General features: G+C 73.1%; 15 protein-coding genes. 9 read left to right on the top strand and 6 right to left on the bottom strand.

Annotation, left to right across the window (positions count from 1 at the left end):
• Positions 1–2: 2 nt before the first annotated feature.
• Complete coding sequence (locus tag PD653B2_RS11255; RefSeq protein ID WP_085872469.1) at positions 3–1478, bottom strand: MFS transporter; 1476 nt, start codon at positions 1476–1478, stop codon at positions 3–5.
• On the bottom strand, positions 1475–1963 hold the full coding sequence (locus PD653B2_RS11250) for a MarR family winged helix-turn-helix transcriptional regulator (protein WP_165763436.1): 489 nt from the start codon (positions 1961–1963) through the stop codon (positions 1475–1477). The genes PD653B2_RS11255 and PD653B2_RS11250 overlap by 4 nt, the downstream gene beginning before the upstream one ends.
• 120 nt (positions 1964–2083) lie before the next feature.
• Between PD653B2_RS11250 and PD653B2_RS11245 the strand changes: the two genes are divergently transcribed.
• Positions 2084–2761, top strand: coding sequence for an HAD family hydrolase (locus tag PD653B2_RS11245; RefSeq protein WP_085872467.1), 678 nt, complete (start codon positions 2084–2086; stop codon positions 2759–2761).
• A 13-nt stretch (positions 2762–2774) separates the two neighbouring features.
• Here PD653B2_RS11245 and PD653B2_RS11240 read toward each other — a convergent pair whose 3' ends face one another.
• Positions 2775–4238 (bottom strand): flavin-containing monooxygenase, encoded by a 1464-nt coding sequence (locus tag PD653B2_RS11240; protein ID WP_089503941.1) that lies wholly within the window; start codon positions 4236–4238, stop codon positions 2775–2777.
• A 49-nt stretch (positions 4239–4287) separates the two neighbouring features.
• On the opposite strand from PD653B2_RS11240, the gene PD653B2_RS11235 reads away from it, so the two are divergent.
• Positions 4288–5265, top strand: a complete 978-nt coding sequence (locus PD653B2_RS11235; protein WP_085872465.1) for an AraC family transcriptional regulator — start codon at positions 4288–4290, stop codon at positions 5263–5265.
• A gap of 79 nt (positions 5266–5344) precedes the next feature.
• The gene (phoA, locus tag PD653B2_RS11230) at positions 5345–7030 is read left to right on the top strand and encodes an alkaline phosphatase (protein WP_085872464.1); all 1686 of its coding nucleotides are present in this window, start codon (positions 5345–5347) and stop codon (positions 7028–7030) included.
• A gap of 91 nt (positions 7031–7121) precedes the next feature.
• On the opposite strand, the gene PD653B2_RS11225 is transcribed toward phoA, so the two are convergent.
• Positions 7122–7883 carry an SDR family NAD(P)-dependent oxidoreductase gene (locus PD653B2_RS11225; protein ID WP_085872517.1) on the bottom strand — a complete coding sequence of 254 codons (762 nt, stop codon included), beginning with the start codon at positions 7881–7883 and terminating at the stop codon, positions 7122–7124.
• Between the two features lie 194 nt (positions 7884–8077).
• On the opposite strand from PD653B2_RS11225, the gene leuS reads away from it, so the two are divergent.
• The 5 genes from leuS to holA all read left to right on the top strand — a co-directional run bounded on the left by leuS (position 8078) and on the right by holA (position 15864).
• Positions 8078–10570 (top strand): leucine--tRNA ligase, encoded by a 2493-nt coding sequence (gene leuS / locus PD653B2_RS11220; protein WP_085872463.1) that lies wholly within the window; start codon positions 8078–8080, stop codon positions 10568–10570.
• Positions 10571–10589: 19 nt separating this feature from the next.
• Complete coding sequence (locus PD653B2_RS11215; RefSeq protein ID WP_085872462.1) at positions 10590–11444, top strand: DegV family protein; 855 nt, start codon at positions 10590–10592, stop codon at positions 11442–11444.
• A 185-nt stretch (positions 11445–11629) separates the two neighbouring features.
• Positions 11630–12517, top strand: a complete 888-nt coding sequence (locus PD653B2_RS11210) for a helix-hairpin-helix domain-containing protein (RefSeq protein WP_085872461.1) — start codon at positions 11630–11632, stop codon at positions 12515–12517.
• A gap of 1 nt (position 12518) precedes the next feature.
• On the top strand, positions 12519–14825 hold the full coding sequence (locus PD653B2_RS11205; RefSeq protein ID WP_242665246.1) for a ComEC/Rec2 family competence protein: 2307 nt from the start codon (positions 12519–12521) through the stop codon (positions 14823–14825).
• Positions 14826–14871: 46 nt separating this feature from the next.
• Entirely contained in the window at positions 14872–15864 is a 993-nt protein-coding gene (gene holA / locus PD653B2_RS11200) for a DNA polymerase III subunit delta (RefSeq protein WP_085872459.1), read from the top strand.
• Between the two features lie 193 nt (positions 15865–16057).
• Here the strand turns inward: holA and rpsT are convergent, their stop codons facing one another.
• Together rpsT and PD653B2_RS11190 are read right to left on the bottom strand one after the other, a co-directional pair.
• Positions 16058–16318 (bottom strand): 30S ribosomal protein S20, encoded by a 261-nt coding sequence (rpsT, locus tag PD653B2_RS11195; RefSeq protein ID WP_085872458.1) that lies wholly within the window; start codon positions 16316–16318, stop codon positions 16058–16060.
• 130 nt (positions 16319–16448) lie between these two features.
• Positions 16449–17414 carry a phosphotransferase family protein gene (locus tag PD653B2_RS11190; RefSeq protein WP_085872457.1) on the bottom strand — a complete coding sequence of 322 codons (966 nt, stop codon included), beginning with the start codon at positions 17412–17414 and terminating at the stop codon, positions 16449–16451.
• A 75-nt stretch (positions 17415–17489) separates the two neighbouring features.
• On the opposite strand from PD653B2_RS11190, the gene PD653B2_RS11185 reads away from it, so the two are divergent.
• Positions 17490–19070 carry an FMN-binding glutamate synthase family protein gene (locus PD653B2_RS11185; RefSeq protein ID WP_085872456.1) on the top strand — a complete coding sequence of 527 codons (1581 nt, stop codon included), beginning with the start codon at positions 17490–17492 and terminating at the stop codon, positions 19068–19070.
• Positions 19071–19088 lie beyond the last annotated feature (18 nt).

The raw sequence follows: 19088 nt of genomic DNA, 5'->3' as shown, positions 1-19088 counted from the left end.
GACTACATGGTGCTCTCGGCGCGCTCCTTCGGGATGGTGAGCGCGAGAGCCGCGGCGATGAACGCCGCGGCCACGCACATGTCGAACAGCACCCGGTAGGACGTCAGCGTCGGCACCTCGAACCCGCCCAGGTCGATCGTGGCCGCGGCCAGGATGCTGCCGCCGACCGCGCTCGCCAGGGACGTGCCGATGCTGCGGGCCAGGGTGTTCAGGCCGTTGGCGGCGGCGAGCTCGTCGGGAGGCGTGTGCTCGTTGATGAGGGTCGGCATCGCGGCGTACCCGACGCCGATGCCGATGCCGAGCACGACACCGCCCAGCACCACCCACCAGATCGAGTCGGTGAACACGATCCGCACGATCCAGCTGCAGCCGACGACCACGGCGCCGATCGCGAGGGTCTGCGGCGCTCCGCGGAGCCGGATCAGCCGCGCGGCGACCGGGGCGAAGAAGAGCATCATCAGGCCGCTCGGGAGCATCACCAGGCCACTCGTCAGGATCGAGGCGCCGAACCCGTAGCCGGTCGCCTCCGGAGCCTGCACGTAGCCGGCCGTGCCGATCATCGACGCGAACAGCGCGAAGCCGAAGAGGATCGAGGCGACGTTCGTCAGCACGATCGGTCGCCGGCGCAGGGCGACCAGGTCGACCAACGGCTGCCGGATCCGGGTCTGCGACCAGCCGAAGAGGACGAGCAGCACCAGCGACAGGACGAGCAGGCCGATCACCCGGGCCGAGCCCCAACCCCAGGCCGCCGTCTGGGCGAGCGGCAGCAGGAGCGACACGAGGGTGGCGCTGAGCAGGAACGCGCCGACGAGGTCGACCCGACCGCCGCTGCGGTTCGGGGACTCGGGGACCACCAGCAGGACGCTGACGAACGCGATGACGCCGCCCACGGCGGTGACCCAGAAGAGCGCGTGGAAGTCGGCGTGCTCCGCGATCAGGCTCGCGACCGGCAGGGCCAGCGCGCCGCCCACGCCGAGCATGGCGCTGATCAGGGCGATCGCGGAGCCGACCCGCTCGCGAGGGAGCGTGGTGCTGAGCAGGCTGATCCCGAGGGGGATGGTGGCCATCGAGGCGCCCTGGATGGCGCGGCCGACGATCAGCAGGGCGAGGTTGCTGGTGAAGCAGGTGACCAGGGAGCCGATGACGAGTGCGGCGATGGCGACGAGCATCATCCGGCGCTTGCCGAACATGTCGCCGAGCCGGCCGAAGAGAGGCACGGCCACGGCGCCGACCAGGAGCGTCGAGGTCAGCAGCCACTCCACGTTGCCGGTCGACGTGTCGAGGGTGGCGGGCAGCGTCGACAGGACCGGGATCAGCATGGCCTGGGTCAGCGAGACCGACAGTGCGGCGAACCCGACGACCATCAGCTCGAGCCGGGCGCGGGCCGGGGTGGTGTGCGCCGCGACCTCGGCGTCGGTCGCACCCGACGGCGGGTGGAGGCCGTCGTGAGCGGCGGCGTCGGTCTGCTGGTCGGTCATCGGTTCCTCGTGTCGGGGTGGGCGTAGGTGATGGCGGCGACGTGCGCCGCCAGGTCGTCTCGCTGGACGAAACGGCTGAGCAGGCGGACGAAGGTCTCCCGATTGCCCGGCGACCAGTCCACGAGGCCGTCGCGGAGCTTGCCGCGCCGTTCGACCTCGGCGTCGTCGAGGAGCTCGTCGGCCCGCGGCGACAGCCGGACGAGCACGGCGCGTCGGTCGGTCGAGTCCTGCTCGCGGACGACGAGCCCCCGTCGTTCGAGGTCGTCGACGTGCCGCGAGACGGTCGTCGAGTCGAGCCGGAGCTGGACCGCGAGGTCCTTGACGCGCAGCGGCCCGAGCCGCTTCAGCTTGAACAGTGCCTTGACCGGGCCGCGCCCCATGCCGGGCGAGAGCGTCTCGGCGAAGTCGGCGAGGTAGATGTCACCGTGCAGGGTGAGCTCGGTCAAGGCCTCGTGCAGCACGTCTTCGAGTCGCTCGTGCGCCATCGTGGCCTCCCGGACAGATGTGTGTAGCCGTACACATAAACCGTAGGCGAGACGGCCGGTCGTCGCACCCCCGTCGGGTGGCTGACGCATGGTGTTCCTCGCGCGGGGCACCGTCCTGGCATGAGCACCGACCGGCCCTTCGACACCGTGGTCTTCGACATCGACGGCACCCTGCTCGACTCCAACTACCACCACGCGCTGGCGTGGTCACGCGCCTTCGAGCACGTCCTCGACCGGCACGTCCCGGTCGCCGCCGTCCACCGGCGGATCGGGATGGGCGGCGACCGGCTGGTGGCCGCGGTCGCCGGCGACGACGTCGAGGAGCGTCACGGCGACGACGTGCGGGACCGCTGGGAGAAGGAGTACGACCGGATCATCGACGAGACCCGGCTCTTCGAGGGCGCCCGCCGGCTGCTGGCGGCCATCGGGTCGGCCGGCCTGGAGGTCGTCCTGGCCAGCTCCAGCATCCCGAAGCACGCGAAGCACGCGCTCGAGCTGCTGCACGCCGACGAGCACGCCGACGCCTGGACCACCAGCGAGGACGCCGAGGAGTCGAAGCCCGACCCGGACTTGCTCGACGAGGCGCTCGCCCGGGTCGAGGGTGCCCGCGCGGTCATGGTCGGCGACGCGGTCTGGGACGTCGAGGCCGCCGCCCGGCGCGGCATCCCGACGATCGGCCTCCGGGGCGGGGGCTACAGCGGCGCGGAGCTGCTCGACGCCGGGGCCGTCGTCGTCTACGACGACCCCGCCGACCTGCTCGAGCACCTCGAGGAGGCACTCCGGGCGGCCGCCGGCTGACCCGCCGCCGGTCTCAGCCACCGGGCGCGGGGGAGAGCTCCTCGAGCTCGGACCAGTCGACGATGGCGGTGCGCTGCTGGTACTCGACCACCCGGCCCGGCCAGTTCGTGGTGATGCGGGCGCCGTCGTGGTACCAGCTGTCGCAGCCCGCCCACGCGCTGGACGAGAGCCGCTCCTGCATCTCGCGGTCGTAGGCCTCGGCGACGTCGCGTCGTACGGCGACCCGGTGTGCGTCGCCGTCCGCGATCCGGCGGGCGACCTGGGCGATCCAGCCGGCCTGGGCCTCGAGCATGTTCACGATCGAGCTGCCGCCCAGGTTGGTGTTGGGGCCGTAGACGCAGAACAGGTTGGGGAACCCCGGCACCGTGATGCCCAGGTGGGCGCTGGCGCCGTCGGCCCAGACGTCGCGCAGGGCCACGCCGTCGACGCCGTGGACCTCGATCCCGGCGAGGAAGTCGGTGGCGGCGAAGCCGGTGCCCCAGATGAGCACGTCGGCCTCGTGCAGGCGGCCGTCGGCGGTCCGTAGGCCGGTGGGCTCGATGCCGGTGACGCGCTCGCTGACGACGTCGACGTGGTCGCGGTCCAGGGTGCGGTACCAGTCGTTGGAGAAGAGCAGCCGCTTGCAGCCGACCGGGAAGTCGGGCACCAGGCGTCGGCGCAGCGCACGGTCGCGGACCTGGAGCCGCATCTGGAGCCGCCACGCGCCCCGGATGGCGGCCAGCAGTGGGCGCTTGACGGGGGACGTGCCCTCGAGGGCTCCGTTGAGGAGCTCGGTGAGCCGGAACCAGGCCCGGCGCTCGCCCCGCTGGATCCACGGGAAGCGCCGGAACAGCCGGTGGTGGCGCTCGGCGTACTCCTGGTCCGGCTTGGGAACGACGTACGGCGCGGACCGCTGGAAGACCGTCAACGACCGGACCCGGTCGGCGATCGCGGGCACGAACTGGATGGCGCTGGCGCCGGTGCCGACGACCGCGACCCGCCGACCGCTGAGGTCGACGTCGTGGCGCCACCGCGCCGAGTGGAAGACCGGCCCGTCGAAGGTCCCCGGGATCGGGGGCACCACCGGGTGGGAGAGCTGGCCGACCGCCGAGACGACCAGGTCGGCGCTCAGGGTGCCGGTCGAGGTGACGACCCGCCAGCTGCCGACGGCGTCGTCGTAGTCGATCGCGGTCACCTCCGTGCCGGTGCGCACGAGCGCGCTCAGACCCTCGGCGTCCGCGGTCTCGCGGAGGTAGTCGAGGATCTCGGGCTGGGTGCCGTAGCGCCGGCTCCAGTCGAGGTGCGGCGCCCACGACCAGGAGTAGAGCGGGGACGGGACGTCGCAGGCCGCGCCCGGGTAGGTGTTGTCGCGCCAGACCCCGCCGGCCGCCCCGGCGCGCTCGAGCACCGTGATGTCGGCGATGCCCTGCCCGCGCAGGGCGCGGGCGGCGGCGAGGCCGCCGAATCCGGCCCCGATGATGACGACGCGTGGACCCATGCCAGCACGGTAGGCGGTGGGCGCGGCAGGATGATCCATAATTCCGGCCATGCTCCCTCCGCCGGCCGCGCGCGGCTGGGAGTTCCCGCGCGCGGTGGCGGGCGTGGCGCTGCTCGTGGCGTACGCCGGGTCGCGCGGCGTCGACGCCGAGGCGGTGCTGGCCGGGACCGGCCTCGGCATCGCCGACCTGACCGAGCCCGACCGCGAGGTGACCGCGACCCAGGAGCTGCGGGTCGTCCGCAACCTGCAGGGCCACCTCGGTGACGTGGGCGCGGCCGTGGGCCGTCGCTACCACGCCAGCACGTTCGGGATCTTCGGCTACGCGCTGCTCGCGAGCCGGACCGTGCTCGACGCGATGGACGTCGCGCTCCGGTTCCTCGACCTGAGCTTCACCTTCGCGATCCCGCGCGCCGAGATCGTCGGCGCGACCGTCCGGATCACCGTCGACGGCTCCGGGCTGCCGCCCGACGTCCGCGCCTTCCTCCTCGACCGCGACGTGGCGGCGATCCGCACCGTGCTCGACGAGCTGGTGCCGGGCGGCGTGCCCACCACCCGGCGCCGGGCGGCGGACACCGTCGTGCTCGAGCTCGGCGCCGCCGAGCTCGACCGACCGCTCCCGCAGTCGAACCCGCAGACGCTGGCGCTGGCCGAGGCCCTGTGCCGCGACGTCGTCGAGCGCCGGCGCGCGCGCTCGGGGACCTCGCAGGAGGTCCGGGTCCTGGTGACCCAGCAGCTGCGCTCGGGCGCTCCGATGGCCGGCGTCGCCCGCGAGCTCGGGCTCAGTGAGCGGACCCTGCGCCGCCGGCTCGCCGACGAGGGCACGACGTACCAGCGCCTCCTCGACGAGGTGCGCGAGTCGCTCGCGGTCGAGCTGCTCGGCACCGGGCGGCTGACGGTCGAGGACGTCGCGCTGCGGCTCGGGTACGCCGAGGCGTCGCCGTTCATCGTGGCCTTCCACCGCTGGACCGGCACCACGCCGGGCACGCGAGTGGTCGCGCGGACGCCACGTGACGGTCGCCGGAACTGACGCGGACGTTCACCTGGGACTGGTCGGCTCGGGGCGGGTCATCGGGACCCGGATCCCCACTGGAAGGACCTCCTCGAGCATGCACGTACGAATCTCCCGATCGCACCGTCAGCTGGCGATCGGCACCCTGGCGCTCGCCGCGATCGCCACCACCTCCGGTCTCGCCTTCGCCGGCGGCCGCGCAGCCCCCGACCTCTCCGACCACGGCGGGGCCACCCGCAACGACGGCGACCGGACCAGCGCGGTGCGCCACGCGGTCGTCGGCGGCCACGCCCGCAACGTCATCCTCTTCATCGGCGACGGCATGGGCGACTCGGAGATCACGGTGGCCCGCGACTACGCCGAGGGCGCGGCCGGCCGCTTCAAGGGCATCGACTCCCTCCCGCTGACCGGCCAGTACACGACGTACTCCCTCGACAAGACGACCGGGCTCCCCGACTACGTCCCTGACTCGGCAGCGACCGGCTCGGCGTGGTCGACCGGCACCAAGACCTACGACAACGCGGTCTCGGTCGACCTCGCCGGTGAGCCGCAGCAGACGCTGCTGGAGCTGGCCAAGCAGAACGGCCTCAAGACCGGCGACGTCACGACCGCGGAGATCCAGGACGCCACTCCCGCCGTCATGGTCTCGCACATCTCGCAGCGGTCCTGCTACGGACCGGTCAAGACGTCGGCGACCTGCCCGGAGGCAGCCCTGGAGAACGGCGGCCTCGGCTCGATCACCGAGCAGCTGCTCGACACCCGCCCGGACGTCACCCTCGGTGGCGGTGCCGCCACCTTCGCGGAGACCGCGGCCGCGGGTGAGTACGCGGGCAAGACGCTCGCCGAGCAGGCCACGTCGCGCGGCTACCAGATGGTCAGTGACAAGGCCGGCCTGATGGCGGTCACCGAGGCGGACCAGGACAAGCCGCTCCTCGGGCTCTTCTCCGAGGGCAACATGCCGGTGCGCTACGCCGGCCCGGCGGCCACCGTCGGTGGCTCCAAGCTGCCGGCCGAGACGTGCACGCCGAACCCGGACCACGCCGACACCCTGCCGTCGCTCGCGGACATGACGACGAAGGCGATCGACCTCCTGGACAACCCGAACGGGTTCTTCCTCCAGGTCGAGGGCGCGAGCATCGACAAGCAGGACCACGCCGCCAACGCGTGCGGCCAGATCGGTGAGACGGTCGACCTCGACGAGGCGGTCCAGGTCGCCATGGAGTACGCCAGGACGCACCGCGACACCTCGGTGTTCGTCACCGCCGACCACGCGCACTCCAGCCAGATCATCGAGGTCGGCAGCACCAGCCCCGGCCTGAGCGTCACGCTCACGACCGCGGACGGGGCCCCGATGACCGTCAACTACGGCACGGCTCCGGCGGGTGGCTCGCAGCAGCACACCGGCAGCCAGCTCCGGGTGGCGGGCTTCGGCCCGGGTGCGGCGAACATCGTCGGTCTCACCGACCAGACGGACCTGTACTTCACGATGCGCAACGCCCTGGGTCTCTCCGACAACCCGAGCAGCTCGAAGGCCACCGTGCAGGCGACGCCGTCCTCGGTGAGGTCGGGCCGGACCGTGACCATCACCGCGTCGAAGTTCTTCGCCGACCGGCGGGCAACGATCACGATCACGGGTCCGAGCAAGTCGAGCGCGACGCGCGACGTCTCCGGCGGCACGCTCGTCGCGACGATCACGCCCACGAAGGCCGGCACCTACACCGTCACGGTGCAGGGCGCCGACTCCGGCAAGACCGCGAAGGACACCTTCAAGGTCAAGAAGTAGCTTGCCCTGGCAGCCGGAACCCGCGCGACACGCCGTACCCACTCGGCGTGTCGTGCGGGTTCCGGCGGCCGCCCGGTGAAACCCGCGCGCGTCAGGTGATGGTCAGCCCGCCGTCGACGGCCAGGGTCTGGCCGGTGATGTATCCCGCGGCATCGGAGGCGAGGAAGACGGCGGTCGCGGCCAGCTCGGCGGGGTCGCCCTTGCGGCCGCTGGGGATCCGCGGCGCCTGCGACTCGAGGTAGCCGGGCGGGTACTGCTCGGTCATCTCCGAGTCGAAGAACCCGGGCGCGATCGCATTGACCCGGATCCCCTTGCGGCCGGTCCACTGCTGCGCCAGGTCGCGGGTCAGGCCGATCAGGCCGGCCTTCGACGCGGCGTACGCCGCCTGGGGGAGGCCGGCGGTGGTGATGCCGAGGACCGAGCTGATGTTGATGATGCTCGAGCCCGGCTGCATCACCCGTCCGCAGGCCTGCGCCATCCAGTAGCAGCCGTTGAGGTTGACGTCGATGACCCGGCGGAAGTCGGCGGGCGGCTCGCGGGTCGCGGGCATCGCCGTCGCGATCCCGGCGTTGTTGACCAGGATGTCGACCCGGCCGAACTCCTCCAGGGCGAGGGCGACCAGGTTCGAGCACGAGTCCGGGTCGGCCACGTCGGTGGCGACGGTGAGCGCTCGGCGGCCGGTGGCCTCGACCAGCGCGGCGGTGTCCTTCAACCGGTCGGCACGCCGGGCGCCCAGGGCGACGTCGGCGCCGGCCTCGGCCAGGCCCTGCGCGAAGGCGACGCCGAGACCGCTGGAGGCGCCGGTCACGACGGCGACCCTGCCGTCGAGGCGGAACATGTCGGGGACAGTCATGGTCGCCACCCTAGAGGCGGAGCGGGCAGGCGGAGGTCGTGGTCGGGTACTCTGGGCCCATGCGCAGGAACCTGCTCCTTAGCCAGCCGCACTGATCACCTTCCAGTGCGGCCACCCCTCACGCCCGAGGGGTTTTTTTGTGCCCCGGGCCAGGACGAGCAGAGATCCCGACCGAACGCGGAGAGAGAACACAGATGAGCGAGCAGGAGACCCACCCCGCCGAGGCAGCGACGTACGACGTCGCCGCGGTGCAGGACAAGTGGCTGCCCGTGTGGGACGAGCTGCAGCCGTTCCGCGCCGACGACGACTCCCCGCGGGAGAAGCGGTACGCGCTGACGATGTTCCCCTACCCGAGCGGCGACCTGCACATGGGTCACGCCGAGGTGACCGCGCTGCACGACGTGATCGCCCGCTACTGGTGGCAGCGCGGCTTCGAGGTCCTGAACCCGATGGGCTGGGACTCCTTCGGGCTGCCCGCCGAGAACGCCGCGATCCGCAACAACGAGCACCCGGCGACGTACACCTACGCGAACATCGAGACGCAGTACGAGTCCTTCCGGCGCTACGGCATCTCCTTCGACTGGACCCGCCGGCTGCACACCTCCGACCCGGCGTACTACCGGTGGACGCAGTGGCTGTTCCTGAAGTTCCGCGAGCGCGGGCTGGCCTACCGCAAGAACAGCCCGGTCAACTGGTGCCCGAACGACCAGACCGTCCTGGCCAACGAGCAGGTCGTCGACGGCCGCTGTGAACGCTGCGGGCACGAGGTGACCAAGCGCGAGCTGACGCAGTGGTACTTCAAGATCACCGAGTACGCCCAGGAGCTGCTGGACTGCCTGGACGACCTGGAGCCCACCTGGCCGGCGCGGGTGGTCTCGGCGCAGCGCAACTGGATCGGCCGCTCCGAGGGCGCCCACGTGGACTTCGCCGTGGAGGGCCGTGCCGAGCCGATCACGGTCTACACCACGCGGCCGGACACGATCTTCGGCACGACGTTCCTGGTGGTGGCGGTCGACTCCCCGCTGGCCGAGGAGCTGGTCACCGACGAGCAGCGCGCGGCCTTCGAGGCCTACCGGGAGGAGATCCGCAAGGAGACCGAGATCGAGCGGTTGTCGACCGACCGCGCGAAGACCGGCGTCGACCTGGGCGTCACCGCGACCAACCCGGTGACCGGGACGCAGATCCCGGTGTGGGCGACCGACTACGTGCTGGCCGACTACGGCACCGGTGCGGTCATGGGCGTGCCGGGCGGCGACCAGCGCGACTGGGAGTTCGCGACCACGATGGGCCTGGAGATCGTCCGTACGACCCAGACGCCCGAGGGCTTCGACGGCGAGGCGTTCCACGGCGAGGGCCCGGCGATCAACTCCCCGGCCCCCGGTGTCGACGCCCCCCTGGACATCAACGGGCTGTCGGTCGACGAGGCCAAGCGCGCCACCATCGACTTCCTGGAGCAGCAGCGGGCGGGCGAGGGCACGGTGAACTTCCGGCTGCGCGACTGGCTGCTGAGCCGGCAGCGCTACTGGGGCGTCCCGATCCCGATCATCCACTGCGAGAAGGACGGCGAGGTCGCCGTCCCCTACGACCAGCTGCCGCTGGAGCTGCCGGAGCTGCGCGGCGCGGACCTGAAGCCGAAGGGCGTCTCGCCGCTGGCCGCGGCCGAGGAGTGGGTCAACGTCGCGTGCCCGACCTGCGGCGGTCCCGCCAAGCGGGACAGCGACACGATGGACACCTTCGTCGACTCGTCGTGGTACTTCCTGCGCTTCTGCTCGCCGGACTACACCGACGGGCCGTTCGACGTCGCCAAGGCCAACGCCTGGATGCCGGTCGACATCTACGTGGGCGGCGTCGAGCACGCCGTGCTGCACCTGCTGTACGCGCGCTTCTTCACCAAGGTGCTGCGGGACATGGGGATGCTGGAGGTCGGCGAGCCGTTCTCCGCCCAGCTGAACCAGGGCTTCGTCATCAACCGCGGCAAGAAGATGAGCAAGTCGCTGGGCAACGGCGTCAGCCTGGGGGACCAGCTGGCGGAGTTCGGCGTGGACGCCGTACGCCTGACCCTGGTCTTCGCCGGTCCGCCGGAGGACGACATCGACTGGGCCGACATGTCGCCGGCCGGGTCGCTGCGCTTCCTGCAGCGCGCCTGGCGGCTGTCCGGTGACGTGACCTCGCCCGCCGGCACCTCGCCGGAGGGCGGCGACGTCGCGCTGCGCCGGGTGACCGCGCGGACCGTGCACGACGCGGCCGAGCTGATCGAGGCCTACCGGTTCAACGTGATGGTCGCGCGCGTGATGGAGCTGGTGAACGCCACCCGCAAGGCCATCGACTCGGGCTGCGGTCCCGCGGACCCGGCCGTGCGCGAGGCGGCGGAAGCGGTCGCGATCCTGCTGTCCCTGGTGGCGCCGTACACCGCCGAGGAGATGTGGTCGCGGCTGGGCCACGAGCCGACCGTGGCCCGGGCCGGCTGGCCGGTGGTGGACCCGGCGCTGCTGGTCGAGGACTCGGTCGTCGCCGTCGTGCAGATCCAGGGCAAGGTCAAGGCCCGGCTGGACGTCGCGCCCGACATCGGCGACGCCGACCTGGAGCGGCTGGCGATGGCACACCCCGACGTGGTGCGCGCGATCGACGGTCGCGAGGTGCGCAAGGTCGTCGTCCGCGCACCGAAGCTGGTCAACGTGGTGGTGTGACCCGGCTACCCTCGCCGTCATGCCGGCCGTGATCGTCACCGACTCGACCGCCAGCCTCCCTCCGGAGGTGGCGGCCGAGCGCGGGATCGTCGTCGTACCCCTCCAGGTGGTGATCGGCGCGACGGTGTACGACGAGGGCGCCGACGGGGCCACGCCCGACCTGGTGGCCGCGGCCCTCAAGGAGTGGAAGCCGGTCAGCACGTCGCGGCCCGGCCCGGCCGCGCTGCTCGAGGTCTACGAGAAGGCGGCGCGCGACGGCGCCACCGAGATCGTGTCGATCCACCTGTCCGGCGACATGAGCGGCACCTTCGAGTCCGCGCAGGTCGCGGCGCGCGACGCGTCGGTCCGGGTGATCCCGGTCGACACCCGCCAGGTCGGAGTGGCGACGGGGTACGCCGCCCTGTCGGCCGCCGACGTCCTCCACGCGGGCGGGTCCGCCGATGATGCGGCCGAGGCCGCGCGTGAGCGGGCGGCACGGGCGTCGTCGCTGTTCTACGTCGACACCCTCGAGTACCTCCGTCGCGGGGGTCGGATCGGCGCCGCCGCAGCGCTGCTCGGCGGAGCGCTGTCGGTGAAGCCGCTGCTCCAGATCGAGGACGGGAAGGTCGCCTCGCTGGAACGGGTGCGGACGTCGTCGCGCGCGCTGAGCCGGCTCGAGGAGCTGGCCGTCCAGGCCGCGGGGGAGGCGCCCGCCGACGTCTGCGTCGCCCACCTCGCCAACCCCGAGCGCGCCGGCCAGCTCACCGAGAAGCTGTCGCAGCGGCTCGAGGTCAACCTCGAAGGCCGCGACGTCTGGTGCGGCGAGCTCGGGGCGGTCCTCGGCGCCCACGTCGGGCCCGGCATGATCGCCGTCTGCGTGGCGCCGCGGCTCTGACCGGGACCGGTCAGCCCGACCGGAAGGCAGCCGGTTGCCGGGGACCTGCTCTCCCACGGCCGTCGACCCCACGGCGTAGCGAGGAGTCGGCCCACTTTCCATCCCCCGTGGTTCTCCCTCCATCCCTCTCCACAGGACGCCGAGACGAGGCTGCGCAGCGAGCCGCCGCTGCCTAGCGTCGGCGCATGCCGAATCGCCGTCCGAGCCCCGAGCACCAGGAAGCCGTCTCGCGACGGCTCGCGCTGCTGAGCGCCGAGCTGGCCGCGGCCCGACCGGAGCCCGACCCGGACGAGTGGTCCTCCCACCACACCCGGATCCGGCCGCTGCGCGTGGTCGACGACGCCGACGACGACCCCGCGGCTGCCCCGCCGCTGGTCCCGACGCCGGGCCGGCACGCGTCCCGCCGGGTGCTCACCGGTGTGGTGCCCGAGACGTTGCGGGGCCGGTTCGCGCTCGGGCCGGCCCACGTCGCGGTGGTCGCGGTGCTGGTCGCGGTCGCCCTGGCGGCGACCTGCTGGTGGGTGCTGCGCGGCGACGCCGACAGCCTGGAGGCCCCGACCATCAGCACCCCCTCGGCCGCGGGCACGGGGGAGACCCTCAGCGACGCCTCGCCGGTGGCGGCTCCTGCCGCGGCCGCCGCCGGCGGGTCGGTCACGGTCGACGTCGAGGGCAAGGTGCGACATCCGGGCATCGCCGTGCTCGATGCCGGCGACCGGGTCGTCGACGCGATCGAGGCGGCCGGCGGCGCCCGCCCGGGTGCGGACCTCACCGGGCTGAACCTGGCCCGCGTGCTGATCGACGGCGAGCAGATCCTGGTGGGGATGCCGGCGCCGACCGGCGTCGCGGCCTCGGCGGTGCCGACACCGGGTGCGCCGGGCGGACCGCTGGTCAACCTCAACACCGCCTCCCAGAGCGAGCTGGAGGCGCTGCCCGAGGTGGGGCCGGTCACCGCGCAGGCCATCCTCGCCTGGCGCGACGAGCACGGTGGCTTCACCGCGGTCGACGAACTGCTCGAGGTGGACGGCATCGGCGATGCGACCCTGGGCCAGCTCGCGCCCTACGTCACGGTGTGAGGTGCCGACGCCCGATGCGCGACGTGAGCCCCCCGACCTGCGGATGCTGCTCCTCGGTGCGTGCGCCTGGGCCGGCGCGCTCGCGGGTCGGTGGGCCGGGTGGTGGGCGCTCCTGCTCCCGGTCGCGATGGTCGTCGGCGCCGCGCTCGGCCGCCGGGGGAGCGGCCGGGTCTGGCGGACGGGCGCCGCCGCGGCCCTCGTGCTCGGGGCGGTCACCACGGTCGCCGCGCTGCGCCACGACCAGCTGGCCGGGAGCCCGGTGACGCGGCTCGCCGCCGAGCGGGCGGTGGCGGGCGTGACCGGCACGGTCGCCTCCGACCCGCGCCGGACCGAGGGTCGGTTCGGCGACGTGGTGCTGACCCGGCTCGAGGTCCGGGAGGTGACCGGGCGCGGGACGACCTACGCGCTGTCGGTGCCGGTGCTGGTCATGGCCGACGACGCCTGGGGCGACGTCGCGCTGGGCAGCACCGTGCGGGTCACCGGCCGCCTGTCGCCGGCCGACGGCGACGACCTGGCCGCGGTCCTGGGTGCCCGGGGGCCGCCCGAGGTCGTCGCGGCCCCGGACCTGTGGTGGGACGGTGCGGCCGCTGTGCGGGCGTCGGTCCGGAGCGCGGTCGCGCACCGGCCGGCCGACCAGCGCGCGCTGGTGCCGGCGCTGGTGGACGGCGACGACGCCGGCCTCGACCCCGCCCTGGCCGACGACTTCCGGACCACCGGCCTCACCCACCTGCTCGCCGTCTCGGGGACGAACCTGACCCTGGTTGTCGGCTTCCTCCTGGTGCTCGCCCGCTGGGGCGGGGTGCGCGGGCGCTGGCTGTACGCCGTCGGCGCGGCCGGCATCGTCGGCTTCGTGCTGCTGGCGCGCACCGAGCCGAGCGTGCTCCGGGCCGCGGTGATGGGCACGGTGGCGCTGTTCGCGATGGGGACCAACGGCCGGCAGCGCGGCACCCGCGCCCTGGGTGTGGCCGTCCTCGCCCTGGTGCTGGTCGAGCCCGGGCTGGCGGCGTCGGTGGGCTTCGTGCTGTCCGTCCTCGCGACCGGCGGCATCCTGCTGCTGGCGCCCGGCTGGCGTGACGCCCTGGCGCGGTGGCTGCCGCGCTGGGTGGCCGAGGCGGTCGCCGTGCCGGCCGCGGCCCAGCTCGCGTGCACGCCGGTCGTGGCCGCGATCTCCGGTCAGGTGAGCCTGGTGGCGGTCGCCGCCAACCTGGTGGTCGCGCCCGTCGTCGGCCCGGCCACGGTCCTCGGGCTGGGCGGTGGCCTGGTCGGCCTGCTGTGGGACCCGGCCGGCCGGGTGCTCGGCACGCCGGCCGCCTGGTGCGTCGCCTGGATCGTGACGGTCGCCGAGCACGAGGCGGGGCTGCCGACAGCCTCGCTCGCGTGGGGGACCGGGGCCGGCGCGCTGGTGCTGCTCACGGTGGTGGTCGTCGTGGTGGCGCTCGGGGCGCCGTACCTGCTGCGCGGCCCGGCGACCGGCGTCGGCTGCTGCCTGCTGCTCGTCGTCGGCGTCCTGGTGCGGCCGCCGACGCCCGGTTGGCCGCCGGACGGGTGGTTGCTCGCCGCCTGCGATGTCGGGCAGGGCGACGCGCTGGTGCTCAACGCCGGCCCCCACGCCGGGGTGGTCGTCGACGCCGGGCCCGACCCGGCCGCAGTAGACGCGTGCCTGGACCGGCTGGAGATCCGGGTGGTGCCGCTGGTGGTGCTCACGCACTTCCACGCCGACCACGTCGACGGGCTGTCCGGGGTCCTCGACGGACGACAGGTCGGCGCCATCGAGACCACCCGGCTGCTCGACCCGCCGCAGGGCGTGCGCGAGGTCGACACCCTCGCCGCCGCGGCCGGGCTGGCGCCGGCACCCACGCCGTACGGCGTGACCCGCGTCGTCGGCGACGTCTCCCTCCAGGCGCTGTGGCCGCCCCCGGACTCGCCGACCGCCGGGCCGGGCGACGGCAGCACCGCCAACGAGGCGAGCGTGGTGCTGCTGGTCGAGGTGCACGGGGTGCGGATGCTGCTCACCGGCGACGTCGAGCCCGAAGGACAGGAGGCGCTCGCGGCGGCGCTGCCCGGGCTCCAGGTCGACGTGCTCAAGGTGCCGCACCACGGCAGTCGCTACCAGGACGAGGACTGGCTGGTCTCGCTCGGCGCCCGGGTGGCGCTGGTGTCGGTCGGCGCCGACAACGACTACGGCCACCCTGCGCCGGAGGCGCTGGCACCGCTCGCGGCGACCGGGGCGCGGGTGCTGCGCACCGACCTCGACGGTGACCTGGTGGTGGCCGAGCGGGACGGTGCGCTGAGCACCGAGACGCGCTGACGCCCGGTCCTCGGACGTCGGCGCGCTGTGGCAGGCTTGCCGCACCATGGCAGGTCCCTCGCATCCGCGCGCAGCAGACGTCCTCGGCCGGGTCACGCTCGTGACCGGCAAGGAGGAGTTCCTCAACGAGCGCACGGTCGCCGCCGTCCGCGACGTCGTGCGTCACCACGACGCCGAGTCGGAGTTCTCCGAGACGGTCGGCTCCGACCTCTCGCTGGCGACGCTCGGCGAGCTCGCCGCCCCGTCGCTCTTCTCGAGCATCCGGTGCGTGGTCGTCCGCGGGCTGGAGAACCTGCCCGAGGAGTCGGTCGAGGGGCTCCTGGCGTACGCCGCGGCGCCGGCCGACGAGGTCGCGCTGGTCCTCGTGCACGGCGGCGGGCAGAAGGGCAGTGGCACCCTCACCAAGCTGCGCAAGCTCGACACGGTCTCCGAGTCGAAGTCCGGCGAGCTCCGGGCCTCGGAGTACGTCAACTTCGTCGCCGCCGAGGTCCGCAGCCACGGCTCGACGATCGACCAGGACGCCGCCGACTTCCTCGTGCAGGCCGTCGGTCAGGACCTGCGCTCGCTGGCGGCGGCGGCCGACCAGCTGACCAGTGACTTCGCCGGCGCGGCACTGACCGTCGAGAAGGTCAAGCAGTACTTCGGCGGTCGCGCGGAGGCGAAGTCCTTCGCGGTGGCCGACGCGGCGTTCTGGGGGCGCCGCACGGTAGCGCTCGAGGAGCTCCGCTGGGCGCTCGACGGCGGCACCGCGCCGGTGCTGGTCACGTCGGCGTTCGCGGGAGGTGCGCGCGGGGTGGCCCGCTACAAGTCGGCGCCGCGCGGCATGCGGGAGGCGGACCTCGCGCGCGAGGTCGGCGTGCCCCCGTGGAAGCTGCGCACGATCCGTGACCAGTCCCGCGGCTGGTCCGACGGCGCCATCGCCCGGGCCATCCAGGCGATCGCGCGCGCCGACGCCGACATCAAGGGCGCCGCCAGTGACGCGTCGTACACCCTGGAGCGGCTGGTGCTGACCGTCACCGGCCTCCACGACCAGCGCTGACGTGGCCTGATCTCGACACGCCGGTCGCGGCCTCCTCCGTCGGCCGCGCGGCTGCTCGATCTGGCTGCCGGGTCTCGGCCTTCGCACGCTCAGGCCGAGGCACCTCAAAATGACGTCGACCCGCCCGTCAGAGTGACGAGCGGGTCGACCAACGACCGACGTGCCGCCCGAGGTGCTCAGGCGGCGGGGTGGATCAGAGCGAAGCGGCCTTCTTGGCGATCGCGGACTTGCGGTTCGCGGCCTGGTTCTTGTGGATGACGCCCTTGGAGGCGGCCTTGTCGAGCTTGCGGGCCGCGTCGCGGCCGGCCGCCAGCGCGACGTCCTTGTCCCCGGCCTCGGCGGCCTCGCGGAACTTGCGGACGGCGGACTTCAGGCCCGTCTTGACGGCCTTGTTGCGCTCGTGCGCCTTCTCGTTCTGCTTGTTGCGCTTGATCTGGGACTTGATGTTCGCCACTGGTGTGCCTTTGCGTCGAGGATGATCGGTCGTTGTGAACGTCGGGTCGCGCGCACGGTGCAACCACACGTGACGCGACGGACAAGGCTAGCAGCGGCGCTCGGCACCGCCAAAATGGCCGGCGCCCGGCTCACGTCCAGCCACGCCGGTCACCCAGCCAGCGCCAGCACACCTCGCCCTGCCAGCGCTGCGCCTCCCGGATGTAGGGAGAGGTCGGGGGCACCGGCTGCTCCGCGGACATCAGGAAGTAGCCCGTCACGAGCGCCAGCACGATGTCGACCGCCTCGGCCGGCACGTCCCTGGTCAGCGCGGCCCCGGCGAGCACCCGGTCGACGTCGATCCCGTCGCCGCGCGGGCCGATCATCAAGAACACCGTGTCGAGCCACGCGGCGCCGACGACCGGCCAGTTCCAGTCGCAGAGCAGCACCCGGCCGTCGGCGGCGAGCATCAGGTTGTCGTCGCGGATGTCGGTGTGGACCAGGGTCGAGCCGCCGGTGACCTCCCGGAAGCGCGCCGCCAGCGCGGCCGCCTCGTCGAGCCGCTCGGCGAGTGCGGGCAGGTCCGGCATCGTCCGGCGGACCTGGTCCCAGTACGCCGGCCACCCGGCGAACTCGGTCGCGAAGTCGTCGGTGACCAGCGCGGCCGGCGGGGGAGTGAGGACGGCGGCCATCTGCTCGGCCATCGCGACGCACGCCTGCAGGTCGGCCTCGCGCCAGGGCCGGCGCGGCTGCCGCGACTCGACGTGCTCGGTCGCGAGCACCACCCAGTCGTCGGCGTCGTGCAGCCAGAGCAGGCGCGGCGCGGGCGCCGCGTCAGGGAGGCCGGCGAGCTTGGCGGCCTCGACCCGGTAGGCCTCGGCGAACATCCGCTGTGCCTTGAGGGAGGCCGCCTTCACGAAGTGCCGGGTGCCGTCCGCGCAGGTCAGCACGGACGCGAAGCCCGGCGTGAAGCCGGCGCCCTGCGACCGGGCCTCGACCACCGGCGAGCCACACCGCCGCTCGACCAGGGCACGCACGTGCGGCGGCAGGTGCGCCCACTCGAGCCGCCGGGCCGTGCGGCCGTGCGGGATGGTCGTCGGGAGGGGTACGGCGCTCACGCACCCATCCTCGGACATGCGCCGGCCCGCTCCATCACGCGGGGCGATGGCGGGCGCGGTGGTAGAACTCGACACGTGCTGCGCTTCTTCGTGATCGGCGTCCTGGCGTTCCTCGGTGCTGTCGCGACGCTGGCGGCCACGATCGGCGGACCCGGATGGTGGTTCTTCCTCGCCGTGATCGTGGTGCTCCTGGCCGTCGGGGTCTACGACCTGCTGCAGAAGAAGCACTCGATCCTGCGCAACTACCCGGTCCTGGGCCACATCCGGTTCCTCCTCGAGGAGGTCCGGCCCGAGCTCCAGCAGTACTTCATCGAGCGCAACTTCGACGGCCGCCCGTTCGACCGCAACACCCGCTCCTCGATCTACCAGCGTGCCAAGGGTGTGAAGGAGGAGCAGCCGTTCGGCACCGAGCGCGACCTCTACGCGGTCGGCTACGAGTACCTCGTCCACTCCACCGTGCCGGTCCCGAAGATGGCGGAGCCGCCGCGGGTGCGGATCGGCGGGAAGGACTGCACGCAGCCCTACGACATGGCGATGCTCAACGTGTCGGCGATGAGCTTCGGCAGCCTCAGCGGCCACGCGATCGAGGCGCTCAACCGGGGAGCGGCGGCCGGCGGCTTCGCGCACGACACCGGCGAGGGCGCGATCAGCCCCTACCACCGCCACGGCGGCGACCTGGTCTGGGAGATCGGCTCCGGCTACTTCGGGTGCCGCACCGACCAGGGGGGCTTCGACGAGCGCGAGTTCGCCGACAAGGCCGCCGACGACCAGGTGAAGATGGTCAGCCTCAAGCTCAGCCAGGGTGCCAAGCCCGGCCTCGGTGGGGTGCTGCCCGGCGCGAAGGTGACCCGTGAGATCGCCCAGACCCGCGACGTCCCGGAGGGGGAGACGGTGATCTCCCCGCCGTACCACCAGGTGTTCTCCACCCCGCGCGAGCTGGTCCAGTTCATCGGGCACTTCCGCGAGCTCGCGGGCGGCAAGCCCGCGGGGTTCAAGCTCTGCTTGGGCTCGCGCACCGACTTCCTCGCGATCTGCAAGGCGATGGTCGAGGAGGACACCTATCCCGACTTCGTGATCGTCGACGGGGCCGAGGGCGGCACCGGTGCGGCGCCCTTGGAGTATGAGGACCACGTCGGCATGCCGCTGACCGAGGGGCTGATGACCGTCCACAACGCGCTCCGGGGCGCCGGGGTGCGGGACAAGGTCAAGGTCGGCGCCTCCGGCAAGGTCGCGACCGGCGTCGACGTCGTCAAGCGGGTCATCCAGGGCGCCGACTACACCAACGCGGCGCGGGCGATGATGATGGCGGTGGGCTGCATCCAGGCCCAGACCTGCCACACCAACACCTGCCCGGTCGGGGTCGCCACCCAGGACCCGAAGCGGCAGCGGGCGCTCTACGTGCCCGACAAGACCCAGCGGGTCACCAGCTACCAGCGCGGCACCGTCGAGCAGGCCATGCAGGTCATCGCCTCGATGGGCCTGCACTCCTTCGACGAGCTGCGGCCGCACATGCTCCGGCGCCGGATCGACCACGGCACCATCTCGTCGTACGCCGAGATGTTCGAGCACCTCGCTCCGGGCCAGCTCTACCGCGACCCGCCGCGTTCCTGGGAGCGCGACTGGGTACAGGCGAACCCCGACCGTTTCAATCCCTGAGCCGGTCGACTCCGAGGA

The organism is Nocardioides sp. PD653-B2, from assembly GCF_002117935.1.
In the GTDB taxonomy this organism is placed as follows: domain Bacteria; phylum Actinomycetota; class Actinomycetes; order Propionibacteriales; family Nocardioidaceae; genus Nocardioides.
Note: the sequence above shows the minus strand (reverse complement) of the source record. Positions and strands in the feature narration are given on the sequence as shown.